The sequence below is a fragment of the Staphylococcus sp. GDY8P119P genome (assembly GCF_017892075.1).
GTDB classification, from domain to species: Bacteria; Bacillota; Bacilli; order Staphylococcales; family Staphylococcaceae; genus Staphylococcus; species Staphylococcus ureilyticus.
In genome coordinates, this window is sequence record NZ_JAESKJ010000004.1 from 179722 (window position 1) to 202315 (window position 22594).

General features: G+C 32.7%; 20 protein-coding genes. 5 read left to right on the forward strand and 15 right to left on the reverse strand.

Annotation, left to right across the window (positions count from 1 at the left end; genetic code table 11):
- Nucleotides 1–10: 10 nt before the first annotated feature.
- From fadB to KA830_RS03685, 9 genes are all read right to left on the reverse strand, one after another.
- The gene (fadB, locus tag KA830_RS03645; RefSeq protein ID WP_204180342.1) at nt 11–2266 is read right to left on the reverse strand and encodes a 3-hydroxyacyl-CoA dehydrogenase/crotonase FadB; all 2256 of its coding nucleotides are present in this window, start codon (nt 2264–2266) and stop codon (nt 11–13) included.
- Nucleotides 2267–2310: 44 nt separating this feature from the next.
- Nucleotides 2311–3519, reverse strand: a complete 1209-nt coding sequence (gene fadE, locus KA830_RS03650; protein ID WP_046207142.1) for an acyl-CoA dehydrogenase FadE — start codon at nt 3517–3519, stop codon at nt 2311–2313.
- A gap of 72 nt (nt 3520–3591) precedes the next feature.
- The gene (gene fadD, locus KA830_RS03655; protein WP_204180341.1) at nt 3592–5118 is read right to left on the reverse strand and encodes a long-chain-fatty-acid--CoA ligase FadD; all 1527 of its coding nucleotides are present in this window, start codon (nt 5116–5118) and stop codon (nt 3592–3594) included.
- 18 nt (nt 5119–5136) lie between these two features.
- Nucleotides 5137–6711, reverse strand: a complete 1575-nt coding sequence (gene fadX / locus KA830_RS03660) for a fatty acid degradation protein FadX (protein WP_204196303.1) — start codon at nt 6709–6711, stop codon at nt 5137–5139.
- Between the two features lie 399 nt (nt 6712–7110).
- Complete coding sequence (locus KA830_RS03665; RefSeq protein ID WP_046207145.1) at nt 7111–7458, reverse strand: MerR family transcriptional regulator; 348 nt, start codon at nt 7456–7458, stop codon at nt 7111–7113.
- Nucleotides 7459–7503: 45 nt separating this feature from the next.
- Nucleotides 7504–7824: a hypothetical protein gene (locus tag KA830_RS03670; protein WP_046207146.1), complete on the reverse strand. Its 321-nt coding sequence runs from the start codon at nt 7822–7824 to the stop codon at nt 7504–7506.
- A 33-nt stretch (nt 7825–7857) separates the two neighbouring features.
- Nucleotides 7858–8616: an SDR family oxidoreductase gene (locus KA830_RS03675; RefSeq protein WP_204180339.1), complete on the reverse strand. Its 759-nt coding sequence runs from the start codon at nt 8614–8616 to the stop codon at nt 7858–7860.
- A 194-nt stretch (nt 8617–8810) separates the two neighbouring features.
- A complete protein-coding gene (locus tag KA830_RS03680) occupies nt 8811–9191 on the reverse strand; it encodes a DUF3021 domain-containing protein (RefSeq protein WP_103161311.1) in 381 nt (126 codons plus the stop codon).
- Between the two features lie 20 nt (nt 9192–9211).
- A complete protein-coding gene (locus KA830_RS03685; RefSeq protein ID WP_204180338.1) occupies nt 9212–9670 on the reverse strand; it encodes a LytTR family DNA-binding domain-containing protein in 459 nt (152 codons plus the stop codon).
- A gap of 598 nt (nt 9671–10268) precedes the next feature.
- On the opposite strand from KA830_RS03685, the gene KA830_RS03690 reads away from it, so the two are divergent.
- Both KA830_RS03690 and KA830_RS13880 read left to right on the forward strand, forming a co-directional pair.
- A complete protein-coding gene (locus tag KA830_RS03690; protein ID WP_073345423.1) occupies nt 10269–11174 on the forward strand; it encodes a PhzF family phenazine biosynthesis isomerase in 906 nt (301 codons plus the stop codon).
- A 250-nt stretch (nt 11175–11424) separates the two neighbouring features.
- Nucleotides 11425–12968 (forward strand): IS3 family transposase gene (locus tag KA830_RS13880; protein WP_481906232.1). Its coding sequence is split into 2 segments (ribosomal slippage): nt 11425–12099 and nt 12102–12968, totalling 1542 coding nucleotides; the frame shifts between segments, so codons are not numbered across the junction.
- Between the two features lie 140 nt (nt 12969–13108).
- Here KA830_RS13880 and KA830_RS03705 read toward each other — a convergent pair.
- The 3 genes from KA830_RS03705 to KA830_RS03715 form a co-directional block, all read right to left on the reverse strand.
- Nucleotides 13109–14485 (reverse strand): MFS transporter, encoded by a 1377-nt coding sequence (locus KA830_RS03705; protein ID WP_397610380.1) that lies wholly within the window; start codon nt 14483–14485, stop codon nt 13109–13111.
- 121 nt (nt 14486–14606) lie between these two features.
- On the reverse strand, nt 14607–15407 hold the full coding sequence (locus KA830_RS03710) for a Cof-type HAD-IIB family hydrolase (RefSeq protein WP_204180336.1): 801 nt from the start codon (nt 15405–15407) through the stop codon (nt 14607–14609).
- 81 nt (nt 15408–15488) lie between these two features.
- The gene (locus tag KA830_RS03715) at nt 15489–16376 is read right to left on the reverse strand and encodes an AraC family transcriptional regulator (protein ID WP_204180335.1); all 888 of its coding nucleotides are present in this window, start codon (nt 16374–16376) and stop codon (nt 15489–15491) included.
- 105 nt (nt 16377–16481) lie between these two features.
- On the opposite strand from KA830_RS03715, the gene KA830_RS03720 reads away from it, so the two are divergent.
- Complete coding sequence (locus tag KA830_RS03720; protein WP_204180334.1) at nt 16482–17399, forward strand: DMT family transporter; 918 nt, start codon at nt 16482–16484, stop codon at nt 17397–17399.
- 186 nt (nt 17400–17585) lie between these two features.
- Nucleotides 17586–18257 (forward strand): LPXTG cell wall anchor domain-containing protein, encoded by a 672-nt coding sequence (locus KA830_RS03725; RefSeq protein WP_204180333.1) that lies wholly within the window; start codon nt 17586–17588, stop codon nt 18255–18257.
- A 280-nt stretch (nt 18258–18537) separates the two neighbouring features.
- Here the strand turns inward: KA830_RS03725 and KA830_RS03730 are convergent, their stop codons facing one another.
- Both KA830_RS03730 and KA830_RS03735 read right to left on the reverse strand, forming a co-directional pair.
- On the reverse strand, nt 18538–19962 hold the full coding sequence (locus KA830_RS03730) for an APC family permease (RefSeq protein ID WP_210134073.1): 1425 nt from the start codon (nt 19960–19962) through the stop codon (nt 18538–18540).
- Between the two features lie 269 nt (nt 19963–20231).
- On the reverse strand, nt 20232–20873 hold the full coding sequence (locus KA830_RS03735) for an FMN-dependent NADH-azoreductase (RefSeq protein WP_046207157.1): 642 nt from the start codon (nt 20871–20873) through the stop codon (nt 20232–20234).
- A gap of 79 nt (nt 20874–20952) precedes the next feature.
- Between KA830_RS03735 and KA830_RS03740 the strand changes: the two genes are divergently transcribed.
- Nucleotides 20953–21888 carry a helix-turn-helix transcriptional regulator gene (locus KA830_RS03740; RefSeq protein WP_070038525.1) on the forward strand — a complete coding sequence of 312 codons (936 nt, stop codon included), beginning with the start codon at nt 20953–20955 and terminating at the stop codon, nt 21886–21888.
- 231 nt (nt 21889–22119) lie between these two features.
- On the opposite strand, the gene KA830_RS03745 is transcribed toward KA830_RS03740, so the two are convergent.
- The gene (locus tag KA830_RS03745; protein WP_046207159.1) at nt 22120–22419 is read right to left on the reverse strand and encodes a hypothetical protein; all 300 of its coding nucleotides are present in this window, start codon (nt 22417–22419) and stop codon (nt 22120–22122) included.
- Between the last annotated feature and the right edge of the window lie 175 nt (nt 22420–22594).

The window sequence follows — 22594 nt, forward strand, 5'->3', positions numbered from 1 at the left end:
TGTTCGATTATTAGTTGCGTAGCGGTTTTCCTTTTTCTAACATGTGAGAAATTCTATCGTATGTTTTTTTATTTTGAAGTAATTCTAAAAATCTTTCTTTTTCAAGTTTTTGTAAATATCTTTGATTTACATAGGTGTTACGTGGAACATCTCCACCACTTAGTACTTCTGCAATCTTCAATGTTATTTCATAATCGTAATCACTAATAAAGTGACCCACACGCTGTGCATCTAATTGACCTTCCGCTAACGCTTTAAAGTCTCGACCTAAAGCGATATATTGAGTTTTTGGAAGTGGTACATAATTCGCTTCAGATTCATAGCGCGCACGTTTCAATGCAATTTCAATACGTCTTTCGGTATTTAAAATAACTGTATCTGTTTCTTTTAAATAGCCATATCTTTTTGCTTCATAAGCGTTTGTAGATACTTTAGCAAAGCCAATTTGCATTAAAATATTGGTAATAGACGCTTGTTTATCATCTTTTTTATGATTTGTACGCATAATACGATCTGTTAGTTCTGCTAGTCCGCCACCTGCTGGCAATAAACCTACACCTGTTTCTACAAGGCCAATGTAAGACTCACTCGCCGCTACAACAATTGGTGAATGTAATACAAGTTCACAACCGCCTCCTAATGCACGTCCTTGAACAGCTGTTACAACAGGTTTCAACACATGTTTTAGTCTCGCAAATACATGGTGTAATTGTTCGACCGCTTCACCTACTTCAGAAACCACTTTCCCGTCTTCATGTGCTTTCTTCATTTGATATAAATTAGCACCTACACTAAAGTTGTTACCACTTGCGTAAATCACCATGCTCGTGAAGTCTTCATTTTCAAGCTTATCAATTGCTTCTAATAAGTCAGATAAAAAGCTATTTGAAATGACATTATTTTTACTTTGTAATTTTAATAATAATTGATCTTTATTTGCTATAGATAAATTAGAATCGGATCTATCCCACAATTCTGAATCGATATAAGCTGTTACAGGTGTCACGCGTTCAATAGATTCACCTTCAGCATAAAACGGTTCGTTGCGTTGCTCAATCCAATCTGGTAACTGACCTAATTCTTCTTTCATACGAGATTTAACACGTTCATATCCCATTAAATCCCATAATTGGAATGGTCCTAATTTCCAGTTAAATCCCCAAACTAATGCGCGGTCAATATCTTTAAAATCTTCCGCAGCTTTGGGTACATTCAATGCTGAATAATAGAAATTATTTCTCAATGTTTCCCATAAGAATACACCTGCATCATCTTGTGCATTAAAGATAACATCTAAATTTGAGGCAAGGTCTTTACTAAAATGACCTAAAATTTCTAGTTGTGGCTGTTTTGGCTCAACGTAGTCATTTTGCTGTTCATCATAAACATAACGTTGTTTATTTACTTTTTTATAAAACCCTTGTTTTGTTTTATTTCCGAGTGCACCATTTTCGGCTAATTTTTCAGAAAGTGTTACATCTTTGAAGAATGGTTGCTCTTCTGGAATTTTTTGCAATCCTTTGATTACAGCCATAGCAATATCTAATCCTACTAAATCAGACAGCCCATATGTGCCCATTTTAGGTCGACCAATACTGCGACCAGTTAATGCATCAACATCAGTAATAGAGAAACCTTGCTGTTCTGCGCGATACATAATATCATTCATTGTTTGTGTGCCAACTCTATTGGCAACAAAACCAGGTACATCATTTGCTACAATTACCCCTTTACCTAATACATCTTCTGCAAAGGTTTGTACCCGTTCAACAACCGCTGAATGTGTTTGTTTATTGGGGATAATTTCCACTAATTTCATGATTCTAGGTGGATTGAAGAAGTGCATACCGAAAAATCTTTCTTTATCACTATCATCAAATACCTCTGCAATTGCTTCAATTGGAATACCTGAAGTATTTGTTGCAAACACTGCATCATTATTCGCTACTTTTTTAACTTGATCCCAAATTTGATGCTTTATGTCCACTTCTTCTTTAACCGCCTCAATATATATATCTGCATCATCATCTTGTAAATCTTCATTGAAATTACCGTATGATAAGTTTGAGGCAAATGATAAATCAAACAGTTGTGGACGTTTAGGATTTGTAATTGCTTCATAAGCCTTTTTCGAGATTTTGTTAGGATCATTTTCATCAATGACAATATCCAATAATTTAACTTTTAAGCCTGCATTTACAAGTAGTGCAGCAATTTGACTACCCATTGTTCCTGCACCTAGCACTGTTGCTTTTCTTATCGTCATACTAAACCCTCCAATTTTTTCATTAACATCTTACACATAAATCTTTATATAAATGCGGAATCTCCTGTAATTGCTCTACCGATAACTAATGCATTGACTTCGTGTGTACCTTCGTATGTGTATATTGCTTCTGCATCTGCAAAGAAACGAGCGATATCATATTCTCCAGCTAATATACCGTTACCACCATGAACACCACGACCCATGGCTACAGTCTCTCTCAATCTTAATGAATTCATCATCTTAGCTGTTGAAGTCGCTACTTCATCATATTCACCGTTAGCTTGCATACGTGCGAGCTGTGCACATGTAGCCATGGCTTGTGCTAAGTTTCCTTGCATCATTGCCAATTTTTCTTGAATAAGTTGGAATTTACTAATTTCTTTACCGAATTGTTTACGTTTTGTTACGTAATCTGTCGTTGCTTTCAATGCGCCAGCCATTGCACCTGTCGCCATATAAGCCACACCTGCACGTGTTGAATATAAAACTTTCGCGATATCTTTAAAGCTATTGATATTTTGTAAACGCTGTTCTTCTTTAACGACAACATTTTTCAAACGAATTTTTGCATTAGGTACGATTCTTAGTGCAATTTTATGTTCTAACAGTTCAATTTCTACGCCTTCTTGACTTGGCTCAATTATAAATCCTTTCGGTTTGCCAGTTTCAACATCTACGGCATAGACTGGCATGACATCTGAAACATTTGCTCCACCAATCCATTTCTTTTCTCCGTTAATAATCCATTCATCGCCTTGACGTTTTGCAGTTGTTTCTAACCCTCCTGCGACATCAGAGCCATGTTCTGGTTCTGTCAGCGCAAAACAAGTACGTAATTCATGTGATTGTAACTTGGGTAGATAATAGGCCTGTTGTTCTTTACTACCGCCAAACCAAAATGAATTATGTCCTAATCCTTGATGCACACCTAACAATGTTGCTAAAGATACATCAAATCTTGCAATCGTATATGACATGAAAAACTGGAACATTTGACTCGGTGTACGGGCGCCTTCACGACCTTCAAACAGCAATGGATTATTAAAATAGTTAAGTTTTCCTAACTCGTCAAAATAACCTTCTGGCTCAGTGGCATTTAACCAATGTTCATTCACAGAATCACGATATTTTTCTTCTAACATATCATTCAATTGTTTTAATAATTTCACTTCGCCTTCCGTTAAATCTTTTCCAATACTTAAAATATCTTCTGGGTACAATGCTTTTAGTGTTTCTTCTTTTGTTGGCATAATTAAAACCTCCATTTTTTGATAGCGCTTACATTTATAGTAAAAAAATTTTGTGCTTTTCAGCATTTTATTTTAATTCAAATCGTCAACACCTTTGGCTTCTTGTTGAGCTTTCTCATTCATGTATTTCTGAAGTTCTAATTTGTCTGCTTTTGATGTAGAGTTCAATGGCATGTGTGTCAATTTCAAATATAATCTCGGTATTTTATAACCAGCAATATTTTCACGCATATGCGCATCTAATTTTGCTTCAAAATCCGGATCATCTTCGGTAAGCACAACTGCTGCAGCAACTGATTCACCATATTTAGGACTATCATATCCAACGACAACCCCTTGAGCTACGAGTGGGTGTTCTGCTAATACCGTTTCCACTTCGGAAGGTAGGACATTCTCACCACCAGTAATAATCATTTCTTTACGACGATCAACGATATAGACATCACCATCTTCGTCTATTTTTGCTAAATCGCCTGTTAAGAAATATTCGCCATGAAATGTTTTTGCAGTTTCTTCCGGTTTGTTCCAATAACCAGGTGTTATATTATTACCACGAACGCCAAGTTCACCGATTTCACCAACTTCTACCTCTTCAAAGTTATCATCGAATATGCATATATCCATAAACATGACTGGTTTACCAATACTGCCTGGTTTCTGCGCACCATTTTCCGGTGTATTGACCATTACGAGCGGTGCTTCAGTTAAGCCATAACCGTTAATAATTGAATAGCCTAAACTATTAAATTTCTTTTGCACCATTGGTAAAGGTGATGAACCACCTTGAATTAAGAAATCGATACTTTCAAAGTTTTTTAAGTCGAAATTTTCTGCTACCAACATGGCATAATACATCGTTGGAATCTGAATTAAATAATTTGGTTTGTACTGAGCCATTAAATCATTTAGCGCTTCGCCATTAAAATAACGCTGTAATATCAGAGTGCCTCCAGCCATTAATAAAGGCAGCGTCAAATCGTTAAATCCTAAGACATGGAACATTGGTGTGGAAATAATTGTTGTATATGTCGAATTAATTTTATAAGTCAGTGCAATATTGATTGGATTATTTACAAAAGAATCGTATGAAAACATAACTCCTTTAGGTAATCCCGTTGTACCGCTTGTATACATTAACGATGCTAAATCGTTTCCTTCCACATTAACAGTATTGAAAGGACGGTGTTGCGAAGGATCTACTATATCATCATATACTTTTGAGTCAATATCCATGTGCAGTAAGTCATCTGCAATACCTTCTAAACTTGAGACATGCTTCTCAGCGTAAAAAATGAGTTTGACATTTGAATCTGCAATCACACTTTTTATTTCCTGTGTTTTCAAACGCCAGTTAATTGGTAAGTATACAGCCCCCAATTTAAATGAAGCGAACATCAAATCTAATAATGCTACGTCATTAGGTGTAAATATACCGACGACATCGCCACGTTTTACACCTTGATCTTGTAAATGATTAGCTAAATTTTCTGCACGAATATTTAAATCTTGATAAGTCCATTCTGTGCCTTTGAATGGGTCAATCACTGCGGCTTTTTCATCATCAAATGTCGCTCTTGTTTTAATCCAGTCGTAGTTCATATTTTTCTCCCCCTTAGTTTAAATACGATAATCCGACTTTATTGCATCAGACAATCCTCCCCACTTATCTTGATAAATATCGCTATTTATTTCTTTCAAATGCGTTGCAATGAGCGGCTTGAATTCCATATTTGCTAGAATATCTCGCTCTAAATCAAGACCAGGAGCTATTTCAATGAGCATTAATCCCTGTTGTGTGAGTTCAAATACAGCCCTTTCGGTGACAAAGTAAATCTCTTGTTCAAGCAAAAACGCATTTTCAACATTGAAATCAATATTATCAATTTCATTGATAAATTTTGGTATGTGACCTTCTTGTTCTACATTAACCTTGCGCTGTTCATAACTTAGTTGACCCCCGACAACTAATGAACCGGAAAAGACAATTGTTTTTACCGTTTGACTTATGTCGATAAACCCACCACAGCCATTCATTTTATTGCCAAATTTTGAGACATTTACATTACCCTTGGAATCTACTTGAGCAAAGCTTAGAAAGGCTATATCAACGCCTCCGTTATAAATGAAATCCCAAGTCATATCGTGTCTCATACGTGCACTTAAGTTATAGTTCATACCAAAATATTTTCCGCTGCTAATCAAACCACCAAACACGCCTGTATCTATATTGGGCTGTACTAAATTATTAACCCCTTCTTCAGTTAAAACATTGGATAACTCATTATTTATGCCAAAACCAATACTGATGACATCACCTTGAAGTAAAAATTGAGCAGCACGTCTCAAAATTACTTTTCGAGTGTTCAATTCTATATATGGTTCTCGCATCTCTGTAATTTGATAATGTCCTGAAAGTGCCGGATCATAGTACGTTTGAATCACTTGTCTATGATATTTTGGATCACGGTTCACTACAATATAATCTACTAATTTGCCAGGTATAAACACTTCATTTGGATTGAAACGACCACTTTGAATCACTTCTTTCACTTGAACAATGACCTTTCCCTTATTTTTATGCGTAGCTGCTGCTAAACTAAAACCTTCTCCTAAGTGTGTCTCATGCTTCATATAAATATTGCCTGCTTCATCAGCATATGTACCTCTTAGTATAGCTACATCAATTTCTGGAAACTGATATTTCAAATAAGTGTCATCATTGATATTTATTAAAGAAACCAAATCCTCAGTCGTACATGTATTGACTTTTCCACCAGAATAGCGTGGATCCACATTTGTATTTAAACCAATTTTAGTAATCGGTCCTGGAAAAGCTTCCGTACTTCCTCGATAATGTGTGGTTATAACACCTTGAGGAAGGAAATAAGCCTCTATTTCATTGTTCTGCATTGCTTGAATCGTTGCTGGTGAACCAGTAATAATACTCGTGATTAATCGTTTAACCATACCCCTTGAAACGAATGAATCTAAATCATAACTGTCACCTCTATAGTCACTAATATCATTAGCAAGCATGAACGTTAAATTATTAAGTGATTGATCCTCATCATATTGTTCGACTAACGTTTTAAGTATCTCAGCTGGTAAATTTGCTGTAGATAAGGCTGCCAGAGCTATAACATCACCTTCTTTTACGATGTCTTTCAAATCTGAAAATGGAATAATTTTCATACAGTTTCTCCTATCTATGTTTAATCCAACTAATAAAATATTGAGTGATAAATATCTCCTTTCTTCATGTATGTAAGCCCTTACATGTAATATACCATTATTTTTGAAATTTATGCAAAAATTTTAAATTTTACGATTATAGTGAATTGTGAAAATATACACAACATCTGCTATGACGGTTTCGGAAGTGTGTGAAGGAAAATATGAAAATCATTGAAAGAGAACCAGGCAGACAAAATGTTTTATCAAAAAAAGGATATATCCGAGGACAATAAAAAATCTGGGACATCATTGCTTTGTCCCAGACGTATTCATTACATTTTCTGTTGTAGGGTACTATAAAAAAGGAAACAGTCTTTTGTATTTCACTTGCTGCTACCACTCGCACTGTGCTTTTATCTATTCATTCTCCAACAATTTAAATTTTTCTTCTAATGTTTGAAGCCCTTGGTCTATAATCTTTTTTTGTTCAATTAAATTTTTTTGATGTTCCAAAAATATATTTTTTCGCTTCGTTTTTGTGTCACTGCCTTGATGATATAACTCCGCAATTTCTTTTAACTTTGATATGGGCATATGTGTCTGGCGCATACATTTTATAAATTCAATCCAATATAAGTCTTCTTCTGAAAAATCTCTATAGCCATTCTTATTTCTCTGAACAAAAGGAAAGAGCCCTGCTTTATCATAATATCGAATGGTGTGTTCACTGATACCTAAATTATCGGCAACTTGTTTGACTTGCATAATTTACCTCCTAAAAAAGGTGACCTTATAAAGTCACCTTTTTGTCTATTTCATAAGTTGAACTAGCAATTCTTCATAGTCATTGTCAATGATAGCTTCAAATCCAAATGTTGATGTCATATCATGTTTTAATGACGCCACACTGTTATAACCAATGTGTTCAGGATTATCTATACTTAAACCAATACTTTTAATATCATTATGGAATAAATTATTTTGATGCGATAGCTCAATAATCTCTTCGGCTAATGCTTTAACGTAATTATGACTTGGCACAGATACATTCTTTTCATCTATTACCTTGGCTTCTGTAATAATTTTGATATCTGTTTCTTTCCCTTTAAATATTGCTAAAAAGTAATACATATCAAAATGACCTCCTTATGATTAAAAAGTAAACTAGCGAGTCGTATAACCACCATTTGCAAATAATGTTTGACCGTTGATCCACCATCCATCTAAAGTTAAGAAAGTAATAATCGGCGCGATGTCTTCTATTTTTGTAAGTTGGTTATGAAGCGCTTGAGATTTATGGAATGCTACAGCATCTTCGCTTTCCTGTGGGTAGAAGAATGGTGTGTCCATTGGTCCAGGAGCGACCGCGTTTACTGAGATGCCTCTATCCATAAACTCTGCTGAGGCTGCACGTGTATAATGCTCAACAGGCGATTTGCCTCCAGCATAAGTTGAATAAAAGCCTGTGTATGCAGCAAGCAACGCAGTGGCTAAAGTGATGATTTTACCATGATCATTCATAGATTTTTCAGCATATTTAATAAAGAAATAAGCTGACTTTGCGTTGATGTCCGCCATGCTATCAAATTCTTCTTCAGTCGTTTCTGAAATAGGTTTTTTAAGCACTTTTCCAACAGTATTTATTGCAATATCTACTTTTCCAAACGTTGCTTCAGCATGCTGAAATAAAGCTTTGACATTGCTAACCTTGGTCAAATCACCAGAAAATAATGTACCTTCTCCACCCAGATTTTCAACTTTTGTAAGTGTCGCTTTTGCATCATCTAAAGAATTTTCATCATGGTGATGGATTACTAATTTAGCACCTTCTTTAGCGTAAGTAGTGCTTAATAAGCCACCAAGGTTCTTAGCACCACCAGCAATAACTACAACTTTGTCCTGTAGACTATCAAATTTACCCATATTATATAACCTCCTTTGAATATAATTCAATCGTAAACCTTAGAGCGCGATATCAAGCAAGTGATTGCTGAAAAATGCTAATATTTTTAGTGGCGTCTTTGTTTCATTAGAATGTGCTGTATGTGAAGTAAAATGATGATATTACTTTGTTCTGTTGGCTTTTATATCGTTATTTGCTGGCAACCTTCATCTCCTTACTTTTTTAGTTGCGCGTTAACTTTTTTACTGTGTAGTAGATTATTAATAAAAAATAATAACCATAATATTAGAAAAATAATCACAAATATAGTAATTGATGAAACCACTGTGGAAACCTCCATCGGTAACCAATGATTAAGATAAGCTACAACAATAAATGAAATAACACTACCACTTAAATGAATGAATAATTGCAGTAATAAAGGTATACTTTCTACTACATAAATACTAGATAATAAGCCACAAACAGCTCCAAAGAAATATATTCCTAATACATCACCAAAACCAATGCTCATGTGATTAGCTGCGAGAAAGATAATCGTGATGCTACTGCTAAATCCGACACCTTGTAACATTTCTTTTAAGGTTCTTTTCATTATAATCCTCTCCTTATATGTTATATGCCTAATGCTTTATTTAAATTTTTGACGTATCTTCGAGATATAGACACTTTCTTGCCATTCGTAAGTGTAGCTATTAGATTACCTGAGAAGGATGGATTAACTTTCTTTATAAAATGAACATTAATAATTGATGATTTAGATATTTTTATAAAGAAAGCGCCGGCCAACTTATGTTGTAATGTACTTAAAGCCATACGTGTTGTAAGTTCTTTTTCTGTTGTCGTAATTGTGATTTCTTTATCAAATATTTCAGCAAACATGATATCTGATTTAATGATCATGAATATACCTTCTGATGTTTTAATCCCTAGTTTATCTATATTTGAAAATGTGAAATTATTAATGTGTTCTAATAAACTTTCACCTGTTTTTCTATCAAAAGTATTGATGTTTACTTCTGTTATAGTGCGAACTTCGTCTATTTTCAGATGAACTCGTACGTCACTTTCCATAGTACCGCCCCCCTCTTTTTACTTATACTATATAATTCTCAGCTATTTTGTCAGTACTTTTATCGTAAGAGGTCACCAATATAACGTAACCGGTTGAAAACATAATTATAAAATTCAAACTCTTTTTCTAATTCCATTCATAGTTTCCTTTTTAATAATATCAATAATAGTTATGTCTATTGCGGAACACATAATTTTGTATTCTTACCCATCAAAATGTAATAATCCACTTATAAAACAATAGCTGTGTTTAATTCACAAAAACCCCTCATTACTGAAAATAGTAAGGGAGGTTGGAATGTGTCTTATTCGACTAATTTTATTCATCATTACGTAGAGGAATCCATACATAAACAACGCGACATAACACCTAATGATTAACTAAAAACTATTTTATATGCGTACAAGCAGTAAAAAAATGATAAGTCAAAGTTTAATATAAAGGCTAAAAAGCATCATAACCTCTATATAAAGAGATAATAAAGTTGATAAATCAATTAAAATTCTTTTAAAATAATAGCTACAAGTAAAATTGCTAAACAAACTCATGTAAATTGTTCTACAACTTATAGAGAATTTAAAAATCAGGAGGAATGAAATGGTTAAATCCGTGCAGGTTTATCATTATGACTCATTCAGTATAGAAGCCAATAAAGGGAACCCTGCTGGCGTTGTATTGGATACAGAAAATTTAACAGATTGGGAAATGCAAGAAATTGCATCAAAAATTGGCTTTAATGAAACTGCATTTCCTGTTAAATCTGATAAGGCAGACCTTAGAATACGTTTCTTCACGCCAGGCCATGAAATGGACCTTTGTGGTCATGCAACAATTGCCACGATTTATGCTTTAAAAGAAAAACAATTACTAAAAAATAAAAACGAAATTACAATTGAAACTAAAGCAGGCATTTTAGCTATCGGAATGAATGTATCTCATAATGACCAAATATATATCACTATGCAACATGCCACACCACAATTTGAGACATTCAATGGCTCTAATAAAGATTTAGCTCATGCACTAAGTATCGAAGAAGAAGATATCGTCGATAATTTACCAGTTTTATATGGAAGTACAGGCGTTTGGACACTTCTGGTTCCAGTGACAAGTCTAGCTGTTTGTCAGAAAATGAAACCCAACAATGACCAATTCCCTTCTATATTAAGCGAAAAGCCTAACGTGTCTATTCATCCATTTTGTTTTGAAACATATCATCCAGATGCTAATATGCATGCACGTCATTTTTCTTCACCTTTCTCTGGAACAACAGAGGATCCAGTTACTGGAACAGCTTCTGGAGTTATGGGGGCTTACTTTGTTAAATACATACATAACAATTCAGACCATCCACTCAATCTTATCGTTGAACAAGGTCAAGAAATTGGTAAAAACGGTAAGGTGAAGGTTAGCGTTACTTTTAATGACAATGAATTGGATATAAAAATAACTGGAACAGCCGTTAGCGTTAAAACATTTATTGTTCATTTAACTGATTCTTAATTGAAATCAACTTAATAAATATATGTAATTGACTTAGTGATAGCTATAAAGTTCGCATTATAAATAATGTAAAATAAGCATCAACAACTGTAACTAATCGGTTAAGTAGTTAAAAAGTTTAAACCGTTCGCTGATTAAACATGTATATCAAATTCATAATAACGGCAATATAAAAGGACCAATCCATGATTATGATATGCTCCCTTCAAAGTAGACACTTAAAAATGTAAACTTTGAAGGGAGTTTTTTTATGACTCATAGAAAATTATCACCTGAAACTTACCAAAAAGCTTTCAGCTTATATGAAGAAGGATATAGTATGAAAAATGTAATTCAAAAATTAAATTTAAATTGTTCTCCTAGAACATTATTGATTAACTATTATAAATTTAAGAAGCATGGAATAAAGGTGCTTTTACCAATTCAGAGAAATAATACCTACTCAAATGAATTTAAGCTTAAAGTTGTGCACGAATATATAAATGATGGCCTATCTTTAACTGATTTAGTAGTTAAATATAATATCCCCACTACTTCAACTGTAAACAAATGGATTTCAAAGTATTTATCGGGTAAAATATTAAAAACATATTCTCCAAAACCCGAGGTGTATCAATTGAAATATAAATCATTAACATTTGAAGATCGTGTAGAAATCGTTGATTATTATATGAATCATGGCCAATCGTATAAGACAACAGCAAATCATTTTAACATAAATTATAGCCAAGTATATAACTGGGTAAAAAAGGACAACTTGCATGGGTATGATGGACTTAAAGATGGACGTGGAAAAGGGAAACCCCAGTCTGTATTAACACCTGAAGAGGCATTAAAAGCTGAAATTAAGATACTTAAAGAGAAAAATAAATTTCTTCAAATGGAAAATGACGTTTTAAAAAAGGAAGAAGAAATAGAAAGGAAGTTGATGAAACAGGCATCAGACAAAAAGCATCATACCAAACGGTAAAAGCATTTAAAAACCTTTATCCGATAGCTTGGTTATGTTCAGTATTAAAGATATCACGTTCAAGTTACTATAAATGGTTACATCGCAAACCATCAAATAAAGAAATTGAAAACCAAAAATTAATCAAAGATATCGTTGATATCTACAATAAATACAAAGGCATATATGGATATCGTCGTATATACATATATTTAAGACTTAAACTACATCAAAAAGTAAATCATAAACGTGTCTATAGATTGATGAATCAACTTAATCTAAAATCTACTATCCGCCCTAAAAGAAAACGATATATTAAAACAACACCTGAAATTACAGCACATAATATATTAAATAGAAAATTTGAAGAACAAATCCCAAATAAAAAATGGTTAACTGACGTTACAGAATTCAAACTCAGCAATGGTAAAAAACTTTACTTAAGTGCTATTTATGACTTAGGCAGCAAACAGATTATCAGTCATAAATTAAGTACCTCAAATAACAATAAATTTGTATTAGATACGCTCAAAAAAGCAGTCAAACTTGTGCCGAATACCGAAGGTATACTCTTGCATAGCGACAGAGGATATCAATATACAAGCAGATTATTTAAAGTTACGTTAGAGCAACTTGGTATAAAACAAAGTATGTCACGACCAGGATGTTGCATAGATAATGGACCTATGGAAGGAGTATGGGGAACTATTAAAAGTGAATTGTTTAGAGGAAGAAAAAAAGTGATTTTTAAAGACAAGGCTACAGCAATAAAAGCAATTAATTCATATATAGAATTTTTTAATCAAGAAAGAATAACATTAAAAATGGCTACCCTTATATCGTAAATATAAGGTAGCCATAAACATTTTGTTTTTTTTCACTGTCTACTTGACAGGGTGCAGTTCAATTATCTTACGGATTAGTCCTTATTTTAAATATGAGATTTATAGCGCGGTATCATTTATTAATGAATTTCAATATATGCTTAAGCCTTTACATTTTTAGGAATGATGATTTGAGTCAAAATCACACCTATAATCATAATCAATAAGCCTGTTAAAAATGAAGTCGTCGCAGCTACACTAGCACTATGGTTGACTTGCACTGCTGCAAAAATAGTTGTGTTAAGCGCAATGCCTAGCGCACCACCTAGTGTCGCACACATTTTGTAGATACCTGAAGCTAAACCAACTTTTTCATCAGGAATTGTTAAAATTGCAACTGTAATTCCTGGTGTAGCACATAAGCCATTTCCTATAGCACAAATGACAAATCCAAACACGACAATGCCTACATACCAATCTGTTGGTAATACAGTTAAACTGATAAACATAATTCCTATTGCTGGAAATAGTGGTCCTACCAATAACAGTGGCTTGCCTCCAAAACGTAAGGATAATTTTTCTCCTAAACGGATCATCACAACTGCCATAATGACATAAGGAACAGTCACAAGTCCTGCTTGAAAGGCGTTTAATCCTAATTCTGTCTGCGCATACATATTAAATACTGTCGTCGTACCTATGCCAGAATTGAGTACAACATTGATCATTGAAGAACCAACAAAACCACGGTTTCGGAACAATGAAAAATCAATGAACGGTGCATGTTTTTGCCTTTCAAAGAATATAAAAATAACTGTAGAAATTATAAAAATCACAAAACATGTAATTGAAAAGGTACTGAACCAACCTTGTTCAAACCCTTGTGTGGCAAACAATGTAATACTTCCTATTAAAACTGCAAATAAAAACATCCCAATATAGTCAAATGGTCTTGTGTCAATTTTTTCTTTTTCTACTTCTTCTGTTCCCCACAATAACCAAAATGCAATAATTGAAATAATGATAGAGATGATAAAGTTAGATTGCCAATTGACATATGTCGCTATCAATCCCCCAACCATCGATGCTAAACCGATACCACCAACGCTACCGATCATCAAGTAGCTAAATGCTCTACGCATTTCTTTACCTTTAAATTGCTCATTAATCACGCCTACGGTAGAAGGAAGTAAAATAGCCGCCGAAAGCCCTTGCAACATACGTCCTACCAATAAGAACGCTGTCACACTAGACACAATAATAAGTAATGAACCTAAAATACTAAAAATGATACCAATATAAGTCATTTTTAGTTTTCCAATTTTATCAGAAACGTCACCTGCACCGACCATAAAAATACCAGTAGCAAATGATGCTAAACTGACAGATAAGTTAACAACACCTGGCGTTGTTTGATAGGTATGTTGAACCTGTGTAGATATATTAATAAACGATTGAGCAAAAAGCCAATACGTTAACACACTTAACACAATAGCTAAAATCAATTTGTTGTTTGATTGTTGCTTTGTACTCACGATGCATGAACCTCCTCATCTAAATATTGCATATAAAAATACGCACTAGATAGATATTATCATACAAAGTACAATTTATTTTATGAATTCTTACTATTTTTCCAATTCATATAAAAATCTACTTTTATTTAAATCCTAAAAGTAAGTTTAAAGTTTGTACAACACCATCTTCATTATTATTAATTGCAATTAAATTTGCCTCTTTTTTTAATTCAGGATAAGCATTATCCATAGCGACTTTATATTTCGCCGCTTTAAATAAATCTAAATCATTATACCCATCACCAAATGCAATAGTTTCTGAAGGTGTAATTTGAAGTAAATTCTGAATTCGATTAATTGTAGTTCCTTTATTCACGCCCAAGTCTGCAATGTCAATCCATGATTCATCTGAAGCTACGATATAAACATCTTTTTCAAAATGTTTTAGACGGTCGGCAGTCTCTTTACAGTGAGCACTTGCGTCATGAACAGTAATTTTCAATAAATCATCTTCAATATCGTTATAATCTTTAATATAGTGCACATGTTGATAAGAACCAAGCACGTGCCTTTTCTCTGATTCAGAAATATTGTCTAACACGTATGCACCGGTTTTCGAACAAGCCAAAATGGTTTGTGTATCATCAATTGCTCTTATCGTATCAATAATTTCTTTTGCTTTTTGATTTTCTATCACTGCATTGTAAATAAAATCCCCATTGTATTTAATTCGTGTTGCACTGTCGCCTACAATAAATGTATTCGTTGCGAGATCATCTACAATCGTTTCTACACGCTCACATTGCTTACCAGTACAAAAGACAAAGCGAATATCTTGATTTGCACAATTTTCTTTTAACAATTGAAAAGTCTCGTAATTAAATTGGCTATCATCAGTTAAAAATGTGCCATCCATGTCCACGACAATCAGTTTAATATTCATAAAAACGACCCCTTTATTTGGCATTTAACTTATTGTATCTACTTATCATTATAATTAGCAATTTTTCTAATCCGTATTGAGTCATGACGTCACAGTTATTTGCTTTTTCTGAAATTGTTTTGGGGTGAGCTTGTATTTTTCTTTAAAAACTTTAATAAAATAACTCGTTGTTGAAAAACCACATGCCATTGCAATCTCAGTAATCGTATATGGATGTTTACTACGCAACATTCTTATGCTGTGTTCTAATCGTAAATTCACCAAGTATTGCATAGGTGTCTGATTTACATAAAATTTGAAACATCTAACAGTTTCAGACTTACTCATATGAATCTCTTCACTTAGCATTTGTAATGAAATTTTCTTGTGAAAATGATCTTGTAAATACGTTATCAGTCTTTTAATACGATAATCAAAGTAGTATCGTTTTTGTTCATTTACTTCTGCCAAATGCAGTAATAACCATTTTATTGCTTTATAATATTTGGCAGTAATATCTAGTTCAAAGTATGAGTTTTGTTTCTCATAAATTTGCCCAGCTGAGTTAACCATCTCTAAGAGTTCTCTTTGCTGTTTGTCATCTTGGGATAAATATATATAGGGAACATAATGTGCTTTATTTATAATTTCTGATACATAATTAAATTCTAAATAATTAATCGTTTCTGGTATCTCAATATTCCAACAAAAATACTCTGTTTGTGAAAATTCACTTGTTAACTCATGCACAACATTTGAATTGATAAAAAGCCCGTCTCCTTTTTTAATATTAAATGTGTCGTCACCAATTGAAACATTGAGTGTTCCATTAACCACATACATGAATTGTAATGCGTGGTGCCAATGTATAGGAATATAGCCAAAAATCGTGCGATTTAAATGTGTATGTAAAATAATATGTTTCCATTGTTTATCAGGAAATTGTATTAATTCTTCTCTTGTATTTTCTACGATAATTTCTTGATACATAAATGAGACACCTCAATATTTTGCTATTTTATGCTTATTTTTATATATTATATCGCTTATTTTCTCGCTATAGTATAAATATATTAATATTTTACAGGTGATGATATGGTAAATAAAACAAAATTTCGAATCATAGGTATTTTATTAGCTATTGTAGGGGCGTCATTTTGGGGCCTCGGTGGCACGGTATCAGATTTTCTTTTTCAACAAAGAGACATTGATGTCAATTGGTATGTAACTGCGAGGTTATTAATCAGTGGCTTCGTCTTATTAATGATTTACAAAATAATAAATAGAAAATCTTCATTATTCGATATATTTAAAAATAAGCATAGCTTATTTCAACTTATCATTTTCTCAATTTTTGGTATGTTACTCGTTCAATATGCTTACATGGCGTCTATCAATTTTGGTAATGCCGCAGTCGCTACTTTACTGCAATACATAGCACCAGTATATATCATTATTTGGTATGTGATTAGACGTAAAGAACGCTTTAAACCTTTTGATTTGGTTGCGATTATCCTCACATTATCAGGTACATTTTTACTACTAACCAACGGCTCTTTTAGTAAGCTTGTGGTATCTACACCAAGCGTAATTTGGGGAATTATATCTGGCTTAGCACTTGCTTTCTATACACTTTACGCAACACAATTATTAACTCGGTTTCCATCTATTTTAGTTGTCGGCTGGGCCATGTTAATTTCAGGCATTGTCATGAATTTCAAAGCACCTATATGGCAGTTTGACTGGTCTCATTTAACAGGATCGACTGCACTTTATTTAACTTTTGGTATTATTGCTGGAACCGCTATAGCATTCTTTTTCTTTATTGAAAGTTTAAATTACTTATCGGCAAAAGAAACAACGCTTTTCGGCACAATTGAACCTGTTATGGCCATATTAGCAAGTGCCTTTTGGCTTAATGTTACGTTTCGTAGTTTTCAATTAATTGGCATTCTACTGATTATCGTACTCATTTTGGCTTTATCATTAAAAAAACAACATAACATAGAATAATTTCTATAAAGCAAAAATTTAATATGTACTTGTAACACTATTGATCTTAGCAATAAAAAGGTTATCGCTAGCAAAGATAAAAAATTCTATAGCAAACATTATTAATTTAATTTTAAAATGTTTTGAACAATATTGATGAGGGGGTTATATTTGTGATATCAATATAATAATAAAGGGGGATAATTAATGAAAAAATCAAACATTTTACTTACGTCATTATTAGCAAGTTCAATAGCAGTGACGGGCATCAACGGCACAGCTAATGCTGAGGAAAATGGTGCTAAAACTGTTACAGGAGAAACGCTACCAAGTAGTACTGACCCTGACGGTGATGGTTGGGCAAACATGGACTTTGATATCTCTGCTCTACCACAAACATATCAAGATAAAATAACACAACTTACTCAGCAAAAAGATTCTGGCGAGTTATCTCAAGTCAATTATAATGAAAAAGTTGCAAGTATCTTTGAACAAGCAAAAGAAGAACAACAAGCACATCAAACTACGCAAGGTAATAGACCATATGGTGGTGTAAAACCTGATGGTATGTCTCACGAAGACTATCAACAATTAGAAAATAACGTACCAAAACGAACAGAAGTTTCACCAGAAGCATACGAACAAGCTATAGAAAATGAAACACAAAAAATTGCCAATAAAAATAATCAATCAATTAATACACCACAAGGAGTCGTTACACCAAACGCTCAAGATAACCAAATGGAACAACAAAATTTACCAGATACTGGACAACAGAATAATGCTGAAATTTTAAGTATTAGTGCTGGTTTATTAGCATTAACTGCTGGACTTAGTCTACTAATGTTTAAAAATCGTTTTGTTAATAAATCTAAATAATGATATACATATCACTACTCAATAAAATTGAGTAGTGATATGTATATTTTAAAACTTAATTAAAACGCATTTTCATATCAATTCCTACCAATTAAACCCATATTATATTACATTTTAGTCTGAGATTTTAACATGTTTCCTACTTTTCACTTTAAGACAAGCTATAAAAAAGAGTAGAAACGGAATTAACAATGTCGATTAATTCCAAATTTCTACTCAACTAAGAAATAACACATACTATAATAATCAATGCTTAGATTTTGTCTAAACCATAATGTGTTTAATTTTTGATGTTTTTAAGATTCTTTAAAATATACAATACATAATAAATGATGCCGACACAGAACCAAATTAATGTATAGATTTTAGCCTGACCACTTAATCCCCAGAACACAATAAATACACAAATAAAAATAATCACTGGCATCACTGGATAAAAAGGCAATTTAAATGCCGGTTGTGGTAGATCATGACCTTCTCTTTTACGCAATGAGAAAATACCTACTGTAACAAACATAAAAGCTACAAGCGCACCCGCTGAAATTAATTGTGCTAAAAAACCAAACGGAAATACAGAACCAATAATAATTGCAACAATCGATAGTACGATTAACGCACGGTTCGGCAAATTCTTATTATCTAATTTTCCTAACCAAGACGGTAAGATGCCATCCCTACCAAATGAATAAAGTAAGTGAGAACCCGCCATCATCATACCAATTAAAGCAGTAAACATACCAATCACTGAGACTGCCTGCACTATAACCGCAACGGTACTATGACCACTCATACGCAAAGCCCAACCTACTGGTTCAGCATTATTTTTATATTGCGCATAGTCAAACATTCCCACTAATACAAGTGAAACGATTATAAACAAAGTAACCGCAATCAGTAAAGAGCCCAAAATCCCTCGTGGCATTGTTTTTTGTGGATTAATCGCTTCACCAGAGTTTGAAGCGATAGAATCAAAACCGATATAAGCAACAAAAATGACAGAGCTACCTGCATATATTCCCTGCCAGCCACCAAATGCACCTGCTGCAGTTTCACGGTACTCTGGAATAAAAGGTATGTAATGACCAATATCAATCACTGATAAACCTACGATAATAAATAAGAAAATAGCCAATACTTTGAGAATCACGAGTGCATTTTGAACACGGGCCGCTTCTGACGTTCCTCTATATAGTAATACCGCAGTAATAATGACTACAATAGCTGCTAATAAATCAACGATACCTCCGTCTGTACCGAGAGAGTTAGATAATGACTGAGGTAGTGATATATGAAAAGGCTCTAATAAACCTCTCAAATTAGCTGAAAATCCTGATGCCACAAATGCAACCGCAATTAAATATTCAGCAATTAATGCCCAACCTACAATCCATCCAAAAAATTCTCCAAATAATATGCTAATCCAAGTATATGCTGATCCAGCAAAAGGCATGACAGATGCCATTTCTGCGTAAACAAATGCTACCAATGCTGCCACAATAGCTGCTACTAGAAAGGATAAACTGACTGAAGGACCCGTGTGATCTGCAGCTACAACACCAGGCAACGTAAAAATAGCAGTAGAAACAATTGTACCGACACCTAAAGCTAAAAAGTCTCTTATTCTTAATGTACGCTCTAAATGAGCATCTTTATTTTGAAATTTAGCAATATCTTCCTTTTTGAAAATTTGTTTTAAAAGATTCATCAATTTTCTCCTTGTTAATAATGTACAAACACGTATTACAGTATAGTGATTTTTAATTGTAATGTACATATCCTTTTAAAAAAGAATCTTTTACAAATGCATGATTATTTTAAATATTTCTTAGCTGAATAAACACATTTTAGTAATTTCAAAACCTATATAAACATACTTTTTTCATATATTTATCATACAACTATCTCTTATATGGTACGTATATAATATGAAAGATATGATCTTATTTTTGTCTTAATCTCCTTATTACAATCAATTTATTTTGCATAAAATGATGGCAATACTTGCTTTAAATCTAATTTTGCATCATTTAAAATGTCATTTTCAGGTAATATCGCAGTTCCTTGAGCTCTAACTACATAAAATTCTTCAAACCCCATAATATCTTCAAACATCGCTTTCAAATAATGATAAGAAAAATCTAATAATTTATAACGATCATCATTTGTATAAATTGAACCACTTGCTTGTAAGTATAACGCTTTATAATTATCTGTCATTAAACCTACAGATCCATTTTCAGTATATTTGAACGTTTCACGTGCAATCATAATATTATCTATATAATCTTTAAGTCGTGACGTAATATTAAAATTGTGTAATGGTGAAATAATGACAATTCTTTTATACGCTTTAAATTGTTGTAGTAACTCTGATGTTTTGGTTGAAATCAGTTCTTCTACTTCGGATAATTTTTCTCCTTCACGTTGCTTGTGCCATACATTCAGTAATTGATTTTTTTCAATACGAGGCAACTGAATGTCATATAAATTCAAAACTTCTGGTTGTTCATTTGGATACAATTGTCCATATGCTTCAAGAAACATTTCTTTTAATTTAAAAGAAAAGCTATCTTCTTTTTTAAAATCAGGATGTGCATTAATCATTAAAGTTTTCATATACATTCTCCTTAAAAATTTGTTAACCTAAGTATATATTTCAATGGTGTCTAAATAAGTCACCTTTAAAGGAGAAAATATGAAAAAATCTGAACGATTAAATCAAGAGCTTATCTTTTTAAGTAACAAACATGCTTTTCATTTAATTGATTTAATGAGAGAATTTAATATTTCAAAAAGAACAGCGTTAAGAGATGTACAAGAATTAGAAAACATGGGACTTAGTATATATGTAGAAAACGGGCGCTATGGCGGATATAAAATCATTTCACAGAATTTGTTAACACCCATATATTTTAATAATGATGAAGTATTAGCAATCTTTTTTGCACTTAAAGCTTTAGATTTATTATCTACAACACCTTTTCAAAAATCTTATACACAAATCAGTGAAAAATTATTAGCTACAATACCAACGGAACAGCAACATAAGATCTTGAAAACATTAGATTTTGTTACTTATCATAATGTACCACCTGTCAGTCATGTAAAATATTTATCTAGTATTTTAAAATCTATCATCTATGAACAAACCGTTCACATCCGTTATACACAATACAAAAAAATTGATACAGAATTACAGATTTATGAGTTGTTTTATAGAAACGGCATATGGTTCTGTAGCGCATATGATATAAAAAATGACAAATGGGGTACATTTCGATGTGATTATATCGAACAATTAACAATCAATCTTTCGAGAAAAAATAACTATACAAAAGAACAACTTGCTGAATTTCAAAAACAATATGAAAGCACCTATCATAATGTCACATTTAAATGTCAGCTCACACCATTTGGAGTAGAGCAATATTCCAAAAACAACTATCCCAATATGAACTTAGAATATATAAAAGGTACACCTTATATTACTGGTGGTTATAATATTGAAGAACTGGATTATATGGTGAATTATTTAATTGCTTTAGGTGAAAATGTCCATATCATATATCCTAAGCAACTAAAAGAAGCTTATTTAAATAAATTGAACAATATCATCGACAAATACGAGTAATATATCTGTGTTGCATGGCTTTTTATAGCTGTATACCTTATAGTTGATTGTATTATCGTGGTTGGCCTAATTTAATTTGAATATTATTTCACTTCTGCAGCACTTAATTTAGCGTACCCTAAGTCTTACCTATGTTTAAATATTAAAAAGACTATTGATACAACTGTAAATAGTTATATCAATAGTCTTGGTTATCTTCTTATTTATTAAATCTTGGTTTAAATACAATATTTATGATTTCATTCGGTTTAACACTTCTTGCTGAATTGTCTTTAACGCCTCACTATACGCTTTATTCGTACTTTCTTGCGCATTTATAATTAATAAATCAATCAGTTCAGCATTATTTTTTTCACTTACTTCATGTTCAAATTGATGTAAGTGTTCTTCAGATGTTTTCGCATTTTGCTTTTCTATTTGATAATATTGGTCAGCTCCCAAACCACCTTCTTCAATCATGACAGAAATCCCACTTGAGCGCGTTTCATTTAAACGTTTTACTTTTATGCGTTTATTATCACGGATAACCATTTGAATCCCTCCTATCTCAATATGTAATTCAATTTTTAAACACACATATATTTTCATATAACGATTTATGATTCATATCCGAAACTCAAAAGCATTGAACACCAGTTAATCTTCCAAACATCTTTTGACTGAGTTATTTCATCTCATACTTAGTATAGTTATTGTTTAATTTAAG

Coding starts and splice junctions, on each gene's coding strand:
- fadB (WP_204180342.1), bottom strand. CDS start 2,266: ATGACGATAAGAAAAGCAACAGTGCTAGGTGCAGGAACAATGGGTAGT.
- fadE (WP_046207142.1), bottom strand. CDS start 3,519: ATGCCAACAAAAGAAGAAACACTAAAAGCATTGTACCCAGAAGATATT.
- fadD (WP_204180341.1), bottom strand. CDS start 5,118: ATGAACTACGACTGGATTAAAACAAGAGCGACATTTGATGATGAAAAA.
- fadX (WP_204196303.1), bottom strand. CDS start 6,711: ATGAAAATTATTCCATTTTCAGATTTGAAAGACATCGTAAAAGAAGGT.
- KA830_RS03665 (WP_046207145.1), bottom strand. CDS start 7,458: ATGCAAGTCAAACAAGTTGCCGATAATTTAGGTATCAGTGAACACACC.
- KA830_RS03670 (WP_046207146.1), bottom strand. CDS start 7,824: ATGTATTACTTTTTAGCAATATTTAAAGGGAAAGAAACAGATATCAAA.
- KA830_RS03675 (WP_204180339.1), bottom strand. CDS start 8,616: ATGGGTAAATTTGATAGTCTACAGGACAAAGTTGTAGTTATTGCTGGT.
- KA830_RS03680 (WP_103161311.1), bottom strand. CDS start 9,191: ATGAAAAGAACCTTAAAAGAAATGTTACAAGGTGTCGGATTTAGCAGT.
- KA830_RS03685 (WP_204180338.1), bottom strand. CDS start 9,670: ATGGAAAGTGACGTACGAGTTCATCTGAAAATAGACGAAGTTCGCACT.
- KA830_RS03690 (WP_073345423.1), top strand. CDS start 10,269: ATGGTTAAATCCGTGCAGGTTTATCATTATGACTCATTCAGTATAGAA.
- KA830_RS03710 (WP_204180336.1), bottom strand. CDS start 15,407: ATGAATATTAAACTGATTGTCGTGGACATGGATGGCACATTTTTAACT.
- KA830_RS03715 (WP_204180335.1), bottom strand. CDS start 16,376: ATGTATCAAGAAATTATCGTAGAAAATACAAGAGAAGAATTAATACAA.
- KA830_RS03720 (WP_204180334.1), top strand. CDS start 16,482: ATGGTAAATAAAACAAAATTTCGAATCATAGGTATTTTATTAGCTATT.
- KA830_RS03725 (WP_204180333.1), top strand. CDS start 17,586: ATGAAAAAATCAAACATTTTACTTACGTCATTATTAGCAAGTTCAATA.
- KA830_RS03730 (WP_210134073.1), bottom strand. CDS start 19,962: ATGAATCTTTTAAAACAAATTTTCAAAAAGGAAGATATTGCTAAATTT.
- KA830_RS03735 (WP_046207157.1), bottom strand. CDS start 20,873: ATGAAAACTTTAATGATTAATGCACATCCTGATTTTAAAAAAGAAGAT.
- KA830_RS03740 (WP_070038525.1), top strand. CDS start 20,953: ATGAAAAAATCTGAACGATTAAATCAAGAGCTTATCTTTTTAAGTAAC.
- KA830_RS03745 (WP_046207159.1), bottom strand. CDS start 22,419: ATGGTTATCCGTGATAATAAACGCATAAAAGTAAAACGTTTAAATGAA.